This window comes from Rhodococcus sp. IEGM 1354 (assembly GCF_030056855.1).
In the GTDB taxonomy this organism is placed as follows: domain Bacteria; phylum Actinomycetota; class Actinomycetes; order Mycobacteriales; family Mycobacteriaceae; genus Rhodococcoides.
Genome location: NZ_JASHKT010000018.1, coordinates 45,357 through 61,239, shown reverse-complemented (window position 1 = coordinate 61,239; position 15,883 = coordinate 45,357). Strand labels below are relative to the sequence as shown.

18 protein-coding genes are annotated in these 15,883 nt (G+C 64.4%); 11 read left to right on the top strand and 7 right to left on the bottom strand.

What is annotated here, in order from left to right; translation table 11 throughout:
* Window positions 1–24 precede the first annotated feature (24 nt).
* Window positions 25–1,329, top strand: coding sequence for an aspartate aminotransferase family protein (locus QM588_RS24485; RefSeq protein ID WP_094621963.1), 1,305 nt, complete (start codon window positions 25–27; stop codon window positions 1,327–1,329).
* 103 nt (window positions 1,330–1,432) lie between these two features.
* Here the strand turns inward: QM588_RS24485 and QM588_RS24480 are convergent, their stop codons facing one another.
* Window positions 1,433–2,815 carry an FAD-binding oxidoreductase gene (locus tag QM588_RS24480; RefSeq protein WP_283317194.1) on the bottom strand — a complete coding sequence of 461 codons (1,383 nt, stop codon included), beginning with the start codon at window positions 2,813–2,815 and terminating at the stop codon, window positions 1,433–1,435.
* A gap of 232 nt (window positions 2,816–3,047) precedes the next feature.
* On the opposite strand from QM588_RS24480, the gene QM588_RS24475 reads away from it, so the two are divergent.
* Window positions 3,048–3,359, top strand: coding sequence for a hypothetical protein (locus QM588_RS24475; protein ID WP_032401262.1), 312 nt, complete (start codon window positions 3,048–3,050; stop codon window positions 3,357–3,359).
* Window positions 3,360–3,388: 29 nt separating this feature from the next.
* Here QM588_RS24475 and QM588_RS24470 read toward each other — a convergent pair whose 3' ends face one another.
* Both QM588_RS24470 and QM588_RS24465 read right to left on the bottom strand, forming a co-directional pair.
* Window positions 3,389–4,033 carry a Type 1 glutamine amidotransferase-like domain-containing protein gene (locus QM588_RS24470; protein WP_283317193.1) on the bottom strand — a complete coding sequence of 215 codons (645 nt, stop codon included), beginning with the start codon at window positions 4,031–4,033 and terminating at the stop codon, window positions 3,389–3,391.
* Window positions 4,030–4,470 carry an HIT family protein gene (locus tag QM588_RS24465; protein WP_283317192.1) on the bottom strand — a complete coding sequence of 147 codons (441 nt, stop codon included), beginning with the start codon at window positions 4,468–4,470 and terminating at the stop codon, window positions 4,030–4,032. Before QM588_RS24465 ends, QM588_RS24470 begins: the two co-directional genes overlap by 4 nt.
* Window positions 4,471–4,724: 254 nt before the next feature.
* Between QM588_RS24465 and QM588_RS24460 the strand changes: the two genes are divergently transcribed.
* The 3 genes from QM588_RS24460 to QM588_RS24450 are packed head-to-tail and all read left to right on the top strand — an operon-like array spanning window position 4,725 to window position 7,587.
* The gene (locus QM588_RS24460) at window positions 4,725–5,843 is read left to right on the top strand and encodes a Re/Si-specific NAD(P)(+) transhydrogenase subunit alpha (RefSeq protein ID WP_032385072.1); all 1,119 of its coding nucleotides are present in this window, start codon (window positions 4,725–4,727) and stop codon (window positions 5,841–5,843) included.
* On the top strand, window positions 5,843–6,166 hold the full coding sequence (locus QM588_RS24455) for an NAD(P) transhydrogenase subunit alpha (protein ID WP_283317190.1): 324 nt from the start codon (window positions 5,843–5,845) through the stop codon (window positions 6,164–6,166). Before QM588_RS24460 ends, QM588_RS24455 begins: the two co-directional genes overlap by 1 nt.
* A complete protein-coding gene (locus QM588_RS24450) occupies window positions 6,166–7,587 on the top strand; it encodes an NAD(P)(+) transhydrogenase (Re/Si-specific) subunit beta (RefSeq protein ID WP_027497942.1) in 1,422 nt (473 codons plus the stop codon). The genes QM588_RS24455 and QM588_RS24450 overlap by 1 nt, the downstream gene beginning before the upstream one ends.
* Window positions 7,588–7,626: 39 nt before the next feature.
* Here QM588_RS24450 and QM588_RS24445 read toward each other — a convergent pair whose 3' ends face one another.
* Entirely contained in the window at window positions 7,627–8,340 is a 714-nt protein-coding gene (locus QM588_RS24445) for a hypothetical protein (protein WP_283317187.1), read from the bottom strand.
* Window positions 8,341–8,928: 588 nt separating this feature from the next.
* Between QM588_RS24445 and QM588_RS24440 the strand changes: the two genes are divergently transcribed.
* Together QM588_RS24440 and QM588_RS24435 are read left to right on the top strand one after the other, a co-directional pair.
* Complete coding sequence (locus QM588_RS24440) at window positions 8,929–9,255, top strand: hypothetical protein (RefSeq protein ID WP_206497829.1); 327 nt, start codon at window positions 8,929–8,931, stop codon at window positions 9,253–9,255.
* Window positions 9,256–9,362: 107 nt separating this feature from the next.
* Entirely contained in the window at window positions 9,363–10,388 is a 1,026-nt protein-coding gene (locus QM588_RS24435) for a phosphotransferase family protein (RefSeq protein ID WP_283317185.1), read from the top strand.
* A gap of 2 nt (window positions 10,389–10,390) precedes the next feature.
* Here the strand turns inward: QM588_RS24435 and QM588_RS24430 are convergent, their stop codons facing one another.
* Window positions 10,391–10,867, bottom strand: a complete 477-nt coding sequence (locus tag QM588_RS24430; protein ID WP_027497940.1) for an acyl-CoA thioesterase — start codon at window positions 10,865–10,867, stop codon at window positions 10,391–10,393.
* 173 nt (window positions 10,868–11,040) lie between these two features.
* On the opposite strand from QM588_RS24430, the gene QM588_RS24425 reads away from it, so the two are divergent.
* Window positions 11,041–11,787: a GntR family transcriptional regulator gene (locus tag QM588_RS24425; RefSeq protein ID WP_027497939.1), complete on the top strand. Its 747-nt coding sequence runs from the start codon at window positions 11,041–11,043 to the stop codon at window positions 11,785–11,787.
* A 2-nt stretch (window positions 11,788–11,789) separates the two neighbouring features.
* Here QM588_RS24425 and QM588_RS24420 read toward each other — a convergent pair whose 3' ends face one another.
* Both QM588_RS24420 and QM588_RS24415 read right to left on the bottom strand, forming a co-directional pair.
* Window positions 11,790–12,254 (bottom strand): PTS sugar transporter subunit IIA, encoded by a 465-nt coding sequence (locus QM588_RS24420; RefSeq protein WP_283317183.1) that lies wholly within the window; start codon window positions 12,252–12,254, stop codon window positions 11,790–11,792.
* The gene (locus QM588_RS24415) at window positions 12,251–12,481 is read right to left on the bottom strand and encodes a glucose PTS transporter subunit EIIB (protein WP_027497937.1); all 231 of its coding nucleotides are present in this window, start codon (window positions 12,479–12,481) and stop codon (window positions 12,251–12,253) included. Before QM588_RS24415 ends, QM588_RS24420 begins: the two co-directional genes overlap by 4 nt.
* 177 nt (window positions 12,482–12,658) lie before the next feature.
* Here QM588_RS24415 and QM588_RS24410 point away from each other — a divergent pair, with 177 nt between their 5' ends.
* Genes QM588_RS24410 through nagB form a run of 3 tightly spaced genes read left to right on the top strand, consistent with a single transcriptional unit; the run spans window position 12,659 to window position 15,882 of the window.
* On the top strand, window positions 12,659–13,906 hold the full coding sequence (locus QM588_RS24410) for a PTS transporter subunit EIIC (RefSeq protein ID WP_032365561.1): 1,248 nt from the start codon (window positions 12,659–12,661) through the stop codon (window positions 13,904–13,906).
* Window positions 13,903–15,087, top strand: coding sequence for an N-acetylglucosamine-6-phosphate deacetylase (locus tag QM588_RS24405; RefSeq protein WP_283317182.1), 1,185 nt, complete (start codon window positions 13,903–13,905; stop codon window positions 15,085–15,087). Before QM588_RS24410 ends, QM588_RS24405 begins: the two co-directional genes overlap by 4 nt.
* Window positions 15,088–15,882 (top strand): glucosamine-6-phosphate deaminase, encoded by a 795-nt coding sequence (gene nagB, locus QM588_RS24400; RefSeq protein WP_206497832.1) that lies wholly within the window; start codon window positions 15,088–15,090, stop codon window positions 15,880–15,882.
* The last annotated feature ends 1 nt before the right edge of the window (window position 15,883 follow it).

Genomic DNA, 15,883 nt, shown 5'->3' with positions numbered 1-15,883 from the left:
ACACCGAAGAAAGGCGGCAAGTAGATGGATCACGTGTTCTACTCCTGGTCGGCGCAGGCCGAACTGAACCCGATCACGGTCGAGGGTGCCGAGGGGTCGTGGTTCTGGGACGACAAGGGCAATCGGTACCTGGACTTCTCGTCCCAGCTGGTCAACGTCAATCTCGGGCATCAACACCCCGACGTGGTGGCCGCCATCGTCGAACAGGCCCAGGTGCTGACGACCATCTCGCCGACCGTGGCCAACAACAAGCGCAGTGAACTCGCAGCTCTGATCGCCGAGCGGGCACCGGGCGATCTCGACCGAGTGTTCTTCACGACGGGTGGTGCCGAAGCCGTCGAGCATGCGGTGCGGCTGGCACGCCAGCACACCGGGCGCACGAAGATGCTGGCGGCGTATCGCTCGTACCACGGCGGCACCGGCGTCGCGATCGGTCTCACCGGCGAGCCGCGGCGATGGGGAACCGAGCCGACCAACGTCGACGTCGTACGCTTCTTCGGACCGTACCCGTACCGGTCACCCTGGGGGACAACGACTCCCGAGGACGAGACGGCCGCAGCACTGGCACACCTCGAACAGGTCATCGTGCTCGAAGGTGCCCAGAACATCGCCGGATTGATCCTCGAATCGGTCATCGGCACCAACGGTGTGCTGATCCCGCCGCCCGGCTACCTGGCCGGCGTTCGGGCGCTGTGCGACAAGTACGGGATCGTCTACATCGCCGACGAAGTGATGGTCGGGTTCGGGCGGATCGGCGAATGGTTCGCATGCCAGGCCTGGGATGTGACACCGGATCTGATCACGTTCGCCAAGGGCGTCAACTCCGGATACGTGCCCCTCGGCGGGGTCGTGATCTCGGAGAAGATCGCCTCGCAGTTCGACCACAAAGCCTATCCGGGTGGGTTGACCTACTCCGGCCACGTCCTCGGGTGCGCCGCGGGTGTGGCATCCATCGGAGTGTTCGAGCGCGACAAGATCCTTCCGCACGTGCGTCACGTCGGCGAGGACGTACTCGGTGCGGGCCTGTCCAAGCTGGCCGAATCCCATCCCAGCGTCGGCGAGGTGCGCGGCAAGGGATTCTTCTGGGCAGTCGAGCTGGTCAAGGACGGCACGACGCGGGAGCCGCTGGTGCCCTTCGCCGCATCGGGCAAGGACGCGGCGGCAATGGGCACCGTGACCGCGGCGGCGAAGTCACGCGGCCTGTGGCCTTTCGTCGCAGGCAACCGCCTTCAGATCGCGCCGCCGCTGACGACGACCGAGGACGAGATTCGTCAGGGACTGGAAATCCTCGACGAGGTACTGACGGTGGCGGACGGATTCACCGTCTGACTCGGGGTCGTGCGCAGAAACTCGACCCCTGCTACGAGGCAGGAGCGGAGCCTGCGGAACGACCCGAAAACACTGCGCGCACGTGCGGCGTCAGCCGCTCTGATCAGAGCACAGCACCGGGGTTGAGGATTCCGGCCGGATCGAGAGCGATCTTGATCCGCCGGGTCAGTTCCATGACGTCTTCACCGACTTGATCGGGTAGCCAGGCCTTCTTCAGTCGACCGACGCCATGTTCCCCGGTGATGGTGCCGCCCAACGAAATTGCCAGATCCATGATGGCTCCGAATGCGACGTTGGCGCGGCGGGTCATGTCGGCGTCCTCGGGGTCGAAGACGATGAGCGGGTGGGTGTTGCCGTCGCCGGCGTGAGCGATGACGGCAACCAGCACGTCGTACTTCTTCGACAGTTCGGCGATACCGTCGACCAGAGCCGGGAGGGCAGGCAGCGGAACACCGACATCCTCGAGCAGCAGGCTGCCGAGTCGCTCGACCGCGGGAATGGCGAATCGCCGTGCGGCAGCGAAGGCCTCACCCTCGTCGGGGTCGTCGGTGGTGAAGACATCCGAGGCACCGGCCTCGGTGCATGCTGCGGCCATGATCTCGATTTCACGTCCTCGGTCGGCGCCGGGGGAGTCGGACCGAGCGATGAGCATCGCTGCTGCCTCCCGGTCGAGTCCCATGTTCATGGCATCTTCGACGGCACCGATGGACGCGCGGTCCATGAACTCGAGCATCGACGGCCGCAAGGTACGGGTGATGGCCAGAATCGCAGTCGTCGCATCGTGCACGGACGCGAACGAGGCGACCACGGTGCTGGCCGGAGGTTGCGCCGGGATCAGTCGAAGAGTGATCTCGGTGATGATGCCCAGGGTGCCCTCGGATCCGACGAAGAGCTTCGCAAGGGACAGTCCCGCAACATCTTTCAGGCGTGGGCCGCCGAGTCGGACGGCAGTCCCGTCGGCGAGGACGACCTCGAGTCCGAGTACGTAATCGGTGGTGACGCCGTACTTCACGCAGCACAGCCCGCCGGCGTTGGTGGCCGCATTGCCGCCGATGGAACACATCTCGAACGACGACGGATCCGGTGGGTACCATAGGCCGTGTTCGGCGACTGCCTTCTTGACTTCGGCGTTGAGCAGTCCGGGTTGTACGACGGCTATGCGGGTCACCGGGTCGACGCTGATCTCGCGCATCAGCTCGGTGGTGAGCACGATTCCGCCGTCGACGGCCGTGGCACCACCGGACAGGCCCGAGCCGGCCCCACGCGGGACGACCGCTACCGCGTGTTCGGTGGCCCACCGCATGACGGCTCTGACGTCGTCGGTGGACTGCGCGCGGACCACGGCCAATGGGGTACCTGCGTCGGGGTCCTTGGCCCAGTCGCGTCGGTATCCCTCGGTGATGTCGGGGTCGGTGACCACGGCACCGGCGGGAAGCAGCGCTTCGAGCTCGCTCAGGTGGGCATCTGCATCGGTAGTCACCGACATCCGGTTCTCCTCACGTCGTACATGTGACCGTCGCCACTCGAGTCTGTCACGACTCGCCGTGGGGTGTGGACGAGGACGCCGCCGAGATTGTTCGAGTCACATCAGTAACACCAGCCTCAGGCGTTACCAGATCGATGCGTCGTCGACACGCAATGTTGTAGTTCGCAGCGCTAGCGTCCAGCGCAGCGCATCTCGCACCCCTTGCGGTGCGGGTCGACAAGGAGGCTGCACGATGATCGATCCCGGAAGTGACTCCTGGAACTATGTGGCGGCGATGTTCTCGTACGAATTCCTCGGGGGCGGAGTCGAATACGACACCATCGAGCGCATTCACCGCGGCGAGGTCGACGAGTGGGTACACGCGTTGCTGCAATCCGGGATGTTCGAGAGTGCGACCGTCGCGGCCATCGCCGACTCGTGGCGTGCAGCACCCCGTCGACTGTTCGACATGCTCGTCCTCGACGCCGACGAAATGACTGCTCGCCGTTGCTCTCTCGCGTGGTCGTCTCTCGACCGTCTCGCGCCGCTCGCTCGCCTGGGCTGATCACGGGTCGCACAGTCACAAATCACGGGTCACGCGCCCAGAATTGTCGTCCCGGAGTCGTCGACCACGATTGCCTGGCTGTCGGTCAGTCCGTGAGCTTCGATGCCCTCGCGTCGCAGACGGCGCAGCGTCGCCCACCCCAAATCCTTCTCGTCCAGCACGGAATCGAGATGCGGGACGACGGAGAAGTCGACGAGACCGAGCCCGCTCCACATCGGATCGATGCCTGCGACCGGCTGTACCTCGTTCGGGTCGTCGGCATCCTCGACCCCGGCCAGCGACGGCGCGGCGACGCACGCTCCCGCGCTGTATCCGCCGTAGGTGATGGTGTCGGCCCGAACGCGCCCGCTTATGACCTCGTCCGCACCGGAACGAGCCATCTGAGCGCGCAACACGAACGTGTTGCCACCGCGGACCCAGACTGCGTCGAACGCTGCCAGGGCGCGCTCGAACGCGGCCGGTCTCCCGACGAAATCGCGCAGATCCAATTCCGACGGCCGGTATCCCAACGCGCGTAAGGGCCCGAACTCGCTGCGCAGCGAGGATTCGCGGGCGGCGGCGGGCCAGGCATCGGCCGCATTGGCGATGACGGCGAGATCGGCGGGCGGGCCGGTGAGGCGGGCGAAGGCATCGAAATGGTCGCCGAATCGATACGAAGACAGGAACAACCTCACGGGGTCTGCTCCCCGGCCAACCTGGCCATCCCGGACCGAACCGCCTCGGCCACCCGTTCGGGTTCACGCAGACGACGGGTGACGAACCCCGCCGCGAACTTCAGTCGGTCGCGGTCCCAGCGCGGCACCACGTGCAGATGCAGGTGAAAGACGGTTTGGAATGCGGCGACGCCGTCGTTGATCACCAGGTTTGCACCGTCGGCGCGGAGGTCGGACTCGCGCACTGCACGCGCCAGCGTGTGACCGACGCGAAAAACCTCGGCAGCCGTGTCCGGTCCGGTTGAGGTCAGGTCTGCGGAATGCTCGCGCGGAACCACCAGAACGTGGCCCCTGCTGATCGGCCGAATATCGAGAAAGGCGACGGTGTGCTCGTTCTCGAAGACGCGGTGGGCAGGAGCGTCGCCGGCGACGATGGCACAGAAGATGCAAGATTCCACGATTGTCACTGTAAGGTCCGATCATCACGGATTGACCTGTATGGCGTGCATCACAATTGCTCGTCCTGTAGTCGCGAAATGTCGAAACGGACTCGATTCAGAACGAATCGGACTGTGTTCTGGGTTACCCGCGCTCCATTTGCTGTGGCTACTATCAGGAACCTCGTGCCTTGTCGCATGGGTTCGTCCACTCGTCGCAGATTTCGAGCCATTGGCCGATCGGTGGGCACCATTCAACGCAGGAAGACGGAGATTTGGATACATCGCAGAGCACTGAAAAGGGTTCGGGATCCACGACGGTCGTCGGTGTGGTCCGCGAATCGGGGGAAGGTGAGCGACGTGTCGCTCTGGTCCCGAAGATCGTTGCCGCGCTCACGGGCAAGGGCGTCGAGGTCGTCGTGGAATCGGGTGCCGGACTCGGCGCTCTGATCCCGGACGAGCTCTATGTCGCAGCCGGAGCCACGATCGGCGATCCCTGGGGCTCGGAGGTCGTGGTCAAGGTCGCACCGCCCACCGACGTAGAGATCTCGAGGCTGAAGTCGGGCTCGACGCTCATCGGATTCCTCGCCCCACGCAATGCCGAGAACAGCATCGGCGCGCTGAAGGCCGCCGGAGTACAGGCGTTCGCGGTCGAAGCCATCCCGCGTATCTCCCGCGCTCAGGTGATGGACGCCTTGTCTTCTCAGGCGAACGTCGCCGGGTACAAGGCCGTTCTGCTGGCCGCGTCGGAGTCCACGAGGTTCTTCCCGATGCTGACCACCGCCGCCGGTACGGTCAAGCCGGCGACTGTGCTCGTTCTCGGTGTCGGTGTGGCCGGTCTGCAGGCCCTGGCCACCGCAAAGCGTCTCGGTGGTCGACCCACCGGGTACGACGTGCGTCCGGAGGTGGCGGATCAGGTTCGCTCCGTCGGCGCGCAGTGGCTCGATCTGGGGATCGATGCCGCCGGCGAAGGCGGCTACGCGCGTGAGCTGACCGAGGACGAACGCGTCCAGCAGCAGCGTGCCCTGGAAGAGGCGATCAAGGGATTCGACGTCGTGATCACCACGGCGTTGGTGCCCGGCCGTCCCGCACCGCGTCTGGTGACGGCCGCCGCAGTCGAGGGTATGAAGCCCGGCAGCGTCGTGGTCGACCTGGCCGGTGAGACCGGCGGAAACTGCGAACTCACCGAGCCCGGCCAGACCGTCGTCAAGCACGATGTCACCATCTGCTCGCCGTTGAACCTGCCTGCCACGATGCCCGAGCACGCCAGCGAGCTGTACTCGAAGAACATCTCGGCATTGCTCGAGCTCATGCTGGTCGACGGCGCACTCGCTCCGGATTTCTCCGACGAAGTGCTCGCCGGTGCCTGCGTGACACGTGAGAAGGAGAACTGATGTACACCCCGCTTCTCGCGAACATCGCGATCCTGGTGTTGTCCGGGTTCGTCGGTTTCGCGGTGATCTCCAAGGTGCCGAACACCTTGCACACCCCGCTGATGTCGGGAACCAACGCCATCCACGGCATCGTCGTGTTGGGCGCGCTCGTCGTCCTCGGCAAGGTGGAAGACCCGTCCATCGGGCTGCAGGTCATCCTGTTCGTCGCGCTGGTGTTCGGAACCGTCAATGTCATCGGTGGCTTCGTCGTCACCGACCGCATGCTCGGCATGTTCAAGTCCAAGCCGGTGCCCGCCAAGACCTCGAAGGGTGCTGACTTCTGATGGACAACCTCGTCAACATTCTCTACATCGTCGCCTTCGGCATGTTCATCTACGGTCTGATGGGTCTGACCGGACCGAAGACCGCGGTACGCGGCAACCAGATCGCCGCCGTCGGCATGTTCATCGCCGTCGTGGCCACGCTGATATCCATTCGCGACACCGGAAACTGGATCCTCATCATCGTCGGACTCGTCGTCGGCGTAGCGCTCGGAATCCCGCCCGCACGACGGGTGAAGATGACGGCAATGCCGCAGCTGGTGGCTTTGTTCAACGGCGTCGGCGGTGGCACGGTCGCACTGATCGCGTGGGCCGAATTCCTCGACACGTCCGGATTCTCGAACTTCAACCACGGAGAGTCGCCGACGGTCCATATCGTCATCGGCTCACTCTTCGCGGCGATCATCGGTTCCATCTCGTTCTGGGGCTCGCTCATCGCCTTCTTGAAGCTGCAGGAAACTCTGCCCGGCTCGCCCATCACCATCGGCAAGTTGCAGCAGCCGCTCAACGCTCTGCTGCTGATCGGCGCTGTGGCCGCTGCAGTGGTCATCGGCATCAACGCCACTCCGGGCGGCGGCGTGTCGCAATGGTGGATCGTCGCGGTTCTCGTGCTGGCAGGCATCCTCGGTCTCACGGTGGTACTGCCCATCGGCGGCGCGGACATGCCGGTCGTCATTTCACTACTCAATGCTCTGACCGGTCTGTCTGCTGCGGCTGCGGGTCTTGCGCTCAACAACACCGCGATGATCGTGGCGGGCATGATCGTCGGCGCGTCCGGCACGATCTTGACCAACCTCATGGCCAAGGCCATGAACAGGTCCATTCCGGCGATCGTTGCCGGTGGATTCGGCGGCGGCGACGCGGCTGCAGGCCCGGCCGGTGCAGGCGGGGGAACCGCCAAGGCGACCTCGGCGGCAGACGCAGCGATCCAGATGGCCTACGCCAACCAGGTCATCGTCGTGCCCGGCTACGGCCTTGCCGTCGCGCAGGCACAGCACGCCGTCAAGGACATGGCCAAGTTGCTCGAGTCCAAGGGCGTCGAGGTGAAGTACGCCATTCACCCCGTCGCCGGTCGTATGCCGGGACATATGAACGTATTGCTCGCCGAGGCCGACGTCGCGTACGACGCGATGAAGGAAATGGACGACATCAACGACGAGTTCTCTCGCACCGACGTCACGTTGGTCATCGGCGCGAACGACGTCACCAACCCGGCGGCGCGCAACGATCCGTCGAGCCCGATTCACGGGATGCCGATTCTCAACGTCGATCAGTCGAAGTCGGTCATCGTCCTCAAGCGATCGATGTCGTCCGGCTTCGCCGGCATCGAGAACCCACTGTTCTTCGCGGAAGGCACGTCGATGTTGTTCGGCGACGCAAAGAAGTCGGTGTCCGAGGTGACCGAGGAGCTCAAGGCCCTCTAGTCGGTCGCCGTCTCGGCCCGGATGGGACGCTCCCGTGTATCAACGGAAGCGTCCCATTCTGCGTTGGGCGACGAGGGCAGCGGTATCGAACGGGTTTCGAGCCTCGCGGGCAGCGGTTGCGGGTGAGAAGAGCATCACCACCGAGCACGCCGGCCACCACACGCCCGTGATCAGCAGTGCGCTGACAATCCCGACGGGAGAGACGGACCCGACGACCAGTTGTGCCACTCCGACAGCGAGGGCGGCGACGGTCCCGAGTCCGAGGATCATCGGCCGCCACGTGGCCGATGCCACCATCGACGCGGCACCCAACAGCGCTGTGACAGCGACGAGCTGCCCGCTCGGAAGGTCGGTGGCCGTTGTCGACGACGCCGCGAGGTGACGCACCAGAGCTGTGGTCACTTCCGCGCCGACGACGCAGGCAATCACCACCCCGATGCCGTAAGGCAATTTTCGGACCAGGGCGACAACGGTGAGGGCGGCGAGGACGGTCAGGACGGCGGTGACGTCGATCGTGCTCAGTGCTCGCGAGGCCAGGGCGGCAGCCGGGCTCGTGGAGACGGGCCACACCGGTGCCATGTTCGGGGTCCACATCAGTAGTACCGACAACAGCACCGCGCAGAGGCCCGACACCGTCAGCCGGGTACGGATCGCCCGTCGGTGCGCTCGATCGCTCGTGTTCGCCGAACGGCTCGCATTGCCGGCCCCACGGGGTGACCGGATCGGTCCGCTGTCGAGACTCGGTGATCGCATGGACGCCAGACTGCCGCAGTCGGCTGAGCGTGAGGTGTGAGCATCGTGGGAGCCGGCTGAGCATTTGCGGTAACGGTCAGATCACGACGAAGCGGCGACGAGTCATTGTTGTAGCCGCAACCCAGTGAAGGGAATCTGTCAAATTCCTCGGGTTCGCTAACTGACGAAAAACCGGATCGAAAGTATTATTTGGCTCTGCAACCAACCGATCGGTCGGAGTGTGTGGTGCAGTGCGGTGCAGAGGAGGCTACGCGACTGCGGCTCCGGGTGGTTGCTCCTGAAGAGTGCACCCTGCTCTACCTGGACTTTTGTGCGGAGTTTGTTTCCCGTCACAGTATTTTGAAATGCGAACTATGAATTCGTTGCAAGTCGTTGATCGGATGGGCCGATCTATGTGACTATGGTCACATAGTCCAGTTCACCCTGGGCGAGACCGTCCGAAAGGGCGTAGTTTCAGCCGCATCGGAAAACCGTATTCCCCCGTTACGGCCAAGTTGGTAACGATCTGAACACGGTCTTGTCGGCTCATTGCAACTCGTGAACGGGCACTCGGCACCAACGGAAGTCGGAAACTCGAAGGAGAAGAACATGACCGCAATGTCGCAGGGGCAGCTCGATATGGTCCGCGCGTTCTTTTGCAACGAGTTCCAAGCGGACTCGCTGGACCGCACGGTGATGCCGGAGCCCACGGCCGACGCCGTGGCCGAATGGATCGACGCGTTGTCCACCAGCGGACTGTTCGCGCCCGCCGAGGTGCACAACATCTCGTCCGTCTGGTGCGCGGAGCCCGAGTCGATGACCGCACTGCTCGTCGGCGAGATCGACGAAATCGCCGTCAGGCGGCACGAGGCCTCGGTTCCGGCCGCTGCCGTCGCAACGCCGGCGCTGATTTCCGCGTTCGGTCGCGCCAGCTGACCGTCCGTGCTCGTGCCACCGGCATCCGGTGGTGCCACTTCGTTACGATCACCCGAACCGGTGATGTCCGTCGGCAACGGTGCCGCACAACGAAGTGAGGGTTTTGTATGGGCGTGGTGGGCTTGGACGAAGATGCAGTGTCGGCGTGGATCGCGGAGCTGGGGATAGGCGCAACATCGCCGCTCTCGTTTCAGCGCATCGGTAACGGCCAGTCCAACCTCACGTATGCGGTTCGCGACGCAGGCGGCAGTGCGTGGGTCCTTCGTCGGCCGCCGCTGGGCACGTTGTTGGCGTCGGCTCACGACGTCGTGCGCGAACACCGGATCCTCTCCGGTCTGCAGAATTCGCCGGTCCCCGTGCCGAAAATGATTGCTATCACGCAGGATCCAGCCGTTTCCGACGTCCCGTTGGTTCTGATGAGTTTCGTCGACGGGGTCGTCGTCGACTCGGTGTCGGCTGCCGAACAGTTGGACCCCGATCAGCGTCGACGTGTCGGATTCGGTCTGACCGCGGCGTTGTCCGACATTCACCGTGTCGACCTCGAGTCGTCGGGTCTTGCCGACCTCGCCGGCCGCAAGCCCTACGCTGCGCGTCAAATCGCGCGGTGGACCACGCAGTGGGACGCCTCCCGAACCCGGGAGGTTCCTGGGATCGATTCGCTCGCAGCACGATTGACGGCCAAGATTCCCGAGCAGCACGAGTTGACGCTGGTTCACGGCGACTTCCATCTGAGCAACGTCATCACCGCTCGAAACGACGGCCACGTAATTGCCGTTGTCGATTGGGAGTTGTGCACGCTCGGAGACCCGTTGGCGGATCTGGGTGGTCTGCTCGCTTACTGGCCTCAGGCGGACGACGGGGTTGCCGGTCCTTTCATGGCATCGACACTGCCCGGTTTCCCTACCCGGGCGGAGCTGGTCGAGTCCTACGCGCACAACACGGGCCGCGATGTGGCCGATGCCGGATTCTGGGAAGTGCTGGCGCTGTGGAAGTTGTCGATCATTGCCGAAGGTGTGATGCGTCGGATGGAAGCCGATTCACGCAACCGCGCCGTGGGCGGCGCGCCGACCACCACGCTGATCGACGACATCGTCACCCGAGCGCTGCAGCGCGCCGACGAAATCGGGCTCTAGATTCAGGCGTCTACTGACGTTCCGATCACCAAAGTGCGTGCCGCGGTTTCGATTTCGGAGGGAATGGGGACGGGACGGCGGGAGTTCGCGTCGACGTAGACGTGAACGAACCGTCCCCGAGCGGCCAATGTCAGTGCGTCGTCCTCGGCTTCGCGGAACAAGGCCAGCGAGTAGACGATGCTGCGGGTGCCCAGCTTCTCCACCGCCAGACCGACCTGAAGGCGATCGGGAAAACTGAGCTCGGACAGATAGCGGCACGAGGTTTCTGCCACGACGCCGATCGCGGGGAGAGTCCTGATGTCCACACCCGTCGTTTCCATGAGCCACCCGTTGACGGCGGTGTCGAAATACGCGTAATACGTGACGTTGTTGACGTGACCGTAGTGGTCGTTGTCGTCCCATCGGGTCGACACCGGCCACAGCGCCGGGAAATCCGACGCATTCGACAATTCCACGCTGTCCTTCGGCGACTCCGTCATGGCACGACGCTAACCCGTCGCCACGTCGGCAACAAACGCGACCGGATTCGAGACATCGGAGAGCTGAGTCCGGGCGAATGCTTCCTCGGTATCGCCGTCGTGACGTAGTCTTTGGTTGGACCGGACCAGTCCGTACCGCTGGTTCTGCGAGTGATCGAAAGGCCGGCGCAGTGGTGATGCCCGTACACCTGAGGGACAGTCAGATCCCGAAGCACGAACAGCTACGCGCAATCCTGTTGCACCGCTGCACCAAGGAGCTTTCGCCGGGGGATCTCATGCCGAGCGAGCGTCGGTTGATGGAGGACTACGGCGTCAGTCGCATCACGGTACGCGAGGCGATAGGGCAGCTCGTCAACGACGGGCATCTGGTTCGGGTACGTGGGAAAGGGACGTTCGTTGCTTCTCGTACCGTGCAGTCGCGGTTGCACCTGGCGTCGTTCTCCGAGGAGATGCGTGCCCAGGGGCTGACGCCGACGACGGTGGTCCTGTTCGCGCGACTCGAAAAGCCCTCGGCAGCAACGATTCGTGCTCTGGGCCTGGTCGACGGTGATCGGACTTACCACATCAAACGGCTACGGCTGGCCGACGCCGAGCCGGTCAGTGTCGACGACGGGTGGTATCGGGCCGAACTCCTTCCCGGGCTGATCGACCACGATCTGAGTCAGTCGGTGTACGAGGCCGTGCGCAACCACTACGGCCTGACCATCGATCGAGCCGAGCAGACCGTCAAAGCGACAGCCGCCGACAGCGACACCTCCACGCTGCTGGGGACCAAACGCGGCGCACCGGTGCTGTACTTCGACCGAGTGTCGTTCAGCGGCGACGAGCCGATCGAGCACACGGAGAGTTGGTACCGGTGCGACCGGTACCAACTCTCGATGGAGGTGCAGGGGGAGCGGCGCACCACGCAGCGCCGCTAGGCTCAGGGCAACGCGAACAGCGAGTCACCCTGTGCCACCGAGGTTCCGACGGCCGCGCTCGTGACGGCATCGGGCTCGGAGTCCATCAGGACCACGGGAATCACGCCGGAGTATCCGGCCTCCGCGATCGCCGCAGGGTCGTAGGTGATCACGAGATCGCCGGACTGGACCCGATCGCCCTCTGCTGCAACGAGTTCGAAACCCTCGCCTTTCATCTTCACGGTGTCGATGCCGATGTGCACCAGCACTCCCGCCTTGTCGTCGGTGAACACGACGAACGCATGTGGGTGGAGTTTGAGGATCTTGCCGGCTATCGGAGACCGCACCTCGACGGGCCCGCTACCGGCCGCCGGGCGCACGGCGACCCCGGAGCCCACCATCTGCGAAGAGAAGACCGGGTCGGGGACGTCGGCGAGCGAGATGACCTGACCGGCAACAGGACTGGAGATCGTCGAGGTCCCGCTCACAGAATGTCGCCGATGTCCTCGGCGAGGGTGTCGGCCTCCGGGCCGACGATGACCTGCACGGCTGTCCCCTTGTGGAACACTCCGTGCGCACCGGCTGCCTTGAGCGCAGCCTCGTCCACCAGCGACCCGTCCTTGACCTCGGTACGGAGCCGGGTGATGCACGCTTCGATCTCTACGATGTTGTCGGCACCGCCGAGGCCCTTCACGATCGCGTCCGCCTTGGCCATGTTCTGTTCCCGCTTCCTTCTCGTGTGCAGTGGTGTCGGCGAGGTCACATCTCCGGGTTGACATGAGGTCGTCACCTGGCCAAACTACAACTGGTAATGACCGGACAGTACCCCTGATGTCATCCGGTCACAACAGTAGAACTCCCTTGCCGGACCAGCCTCGAAGAGAAGGTCGCCATGACCCTGAAGAAGACGGACTCGGCCGAAGCCGAACCGAAGAAGGAATCCAGATCTCTCGCCGGGTTGCAGCGATTCGGGCGCAGTCTCATGCTGCCCATCGCGGTTCTTCCCGCAGCGGGAATTCTGTTGCGGCTGGGCCAGGACGACCTCCTCGGCAGATTCAGTGCTCTGGGCACCGCGGCGGCCGTCATCTCAGCTGCAGGACAGGCGGTCTTCACCTGGTTGCCCTTGATATTTGCCGTGGGCATCGCCATCGGCTGGGCCAAGAAGTCGGACGGCTCGACCGCCCTCGCCGCCGTCGTCGGCTACATGGTGATGAACGGTGTCTTCACCGCGATGTCACCGGTGGTACTGGAAGGCAAAGTCGACGCGAACGGCGATCCGGCCGTGATCGACTACGGCGTGTTGGCCGGCATCGTCATCGGCCTGCTCTCCGCCATTCTGTGGCAGCGGTTCTACCGCCAGAAACTGCCGGATTACCTCGGCTTCTTCAGCGGACGACGTCTGGTTCCCATCCTGACCGCTGTCACCGGCCTCGTCGTCGCCGTCGTCATGTCGTTCGTCTATCCGCTCTTCTACAGCGCACTGAACTGGGTCGGAAACACCGTTGCCGATCACAGTGTGGTGGGTAGCGGAATCTACGGTTTCGCCAATCGCATGCTGATTCCGACGGGGCTGCACCACATTCTCAATTCGGTCGTCTGGTTCCTCGTCGGCGATTATCAGGACGCGAGTGGTCAATTGGTGCGTGGCGATCTCAACCGATTCTTCGCGGGAGATCCGTCCGCGGGAGTCTTCATGACCGGCTTCTTCCCCATCATGATGTTCGCTCTGCCTGCCGCTGCATTCGCGATCTATCGCAACGCCAAGCCGTCGCAGAAGAAGATCGTCGGCGGAATCATGTTGTCCACCGGTCTGACTGCGTTCGTCACCGGCATCACCGAACCGCTCGAGTACTCGTTCATGTTCGTCGCCTGGCCGCTCTACATCATCCACGCCGTGCTGACCGGAACCTCCATGGCACTGACCAATGCCCTGGGAATCCATGACGGCTTCTTCTTCTCTGCCGGCGGTATCGACTATCTGTTGAACTACGGAATCGCCACGAAGGCATGGCTTCTCATTCCTATCGGCCTGGTGTATGCGGTGATCTACTACTTCCTGTTCAGCTTCGTCATCAAGAAGTGGAACCTGCGCACCCCCGGCCGCGAGGACGACGCGGTGCTCGAACCCGACCGGGCATGAGCGAATCCATCACGACGACGCTCCGGGGGCGGGTCGTCACACCCGACGCGGTCATCGAGGATGCCGTCGTGGCGTTGGCCGGCGATCGAATCTCCTGGGTGGGTCCGGTGTCGGCGTGGCCCGACGAGGCCCCACCGCAATCGAACTCGACCATCCTGCCGGGGCTGGTCGACGTGCACTGCCACGGCGGCGGCGGGGCGTCGTTCCCGGATTCTGCCCGTGCCGATCTGATGACCGCGGTACGGCACCACCGCGGCCGCGGCACCACCACGATGCTCGCATCGCTGGTGTCGGCGTCCCCGCGGCGACTGGTCGAGCAGACGTCGATGCTTGCCGATCTGTACGAGTCGGGGGACATCGCCGGGGTTCACCTCGAAGGGCCGTTCCTGTCGGTTGCCCGCTGCGGAGCGCAGGACCCCGCGTCACTCCGTGGCGGCGACACCGGTCTGCTGGCAGACATCATCGACGCCGGGCGAGGAGCGGTACGGTCGATGACACTCGCGCCCGAGATCGACGGCTTCACGGCCGTCGCAAAAATGTTGCGAGAGAACGGTATCGTGCCCAGCATCGGGCACACCGACGCCGACGCGCTCACCACTCGAAGCGCAATCGACGCCCTCGGCGAGGGTGCCATCGGTGCCACCCACCTGTTCAACGGGATGCCCACCTGGCACCATCGGTCGCCGGGACCGGTCAGCGAGTGCTTGGCCGCCGCGGCGCGAGGGTCGATGGTGCTCGAATTGATCGGCGATGGAGTGCATCTCGCCGACGAGACCGTGCGAGCGGTGTTCGATCTCGTCGGCGGTGGGAACATCGCTTTGGTGTCCGACGCGATGGCCGCGGCGGGAATGGCCGACGGCCGCTACCGGCTCGGGCCGCTGGATGTCACCGTACACCGTTCGGTCGCCCGCCTGTCGCGGGAGAACGATCCCGAGGCGGCCCCGATCGCGGGCGGCACGTCGAGTGTGCTCGACCTGGTACGCCGCGCAGTGCTCGACGCCGGTGTGTCGTTGCTCGACGCAGTGCGTGCCGGGGCAACCACCCCGGCAGCACTGATCGGGATCGGAGCCGAAACCGGTTCTCTCGTAGCCGGATCGAGAGCGGACGTGTTGGTCGTCGACGCATCCTTCGAGCCGGTGCAGGTCATTCGAGGCGGACGCGCGATCGAGGAGGAAAGTTAGATGGAGATCGTCGTACTCCCCACAGCCGCCGACGTGGACCGAACCGCGGCCGACATCGTCGAGCGCGTCGTGCGAACCGACTCGGTCCCGGGATCGGGCCCCGTCCTCGGGTTGGCGACCGGGTCGAGTCCCGTCGGCACGTATCGCGAGCTGGCCCGCCGACATCGCGAGGAAGGGCTGTTCTTCGCTGGGTGTCGGGCGTTTCTGCTCGACGAGTACATAGGGCTTCCCAGAACTGCTGAGCAGTCGTATTTCTCGTTCATTCGCGAGAATTTCGTGGATCTCGTCGATCTGAACGATTCCGCGGTGTTCTCGCCGGACGGTGAAGCCGTCGACATCGCTGCCGAAGCGCGACGATACGACGCCGCGATCGCGGAGGCCGGTGGTATCGATGTGCAGATTCTCGGCATCGGCACCGACGGGCACATCGGCTTCAACGAGCCCGGATCGTCACTACGGTCGAGAACCCGGGTCAAGACGCTCACCGAACAGACTCGGGTCGACAATGCGCGTTTCTTCCCCTCGTCGGAGGACGTGCCGCACCACGTGCTCACTCAAGGCCTCGGCACCATCGACGAGGCGCGTCATCTCGTGCTCATCGCTACCGGAGAGTCCAAGAAAGACGCGGTGGCCGCGGCCGTCGAGGGGCCGTTGTCGGCACGCTGTCCTGCGTCCGCGATTCAGTGGCATCCACACGTGACGGTACTGGTGGACGAGGCAGCTGCTGCGTCCCTCGCTCTCGCGGACTACTACCGCCACGCCTACGCGAACAAGCCCGCGTGGCAACGCCTCTGAG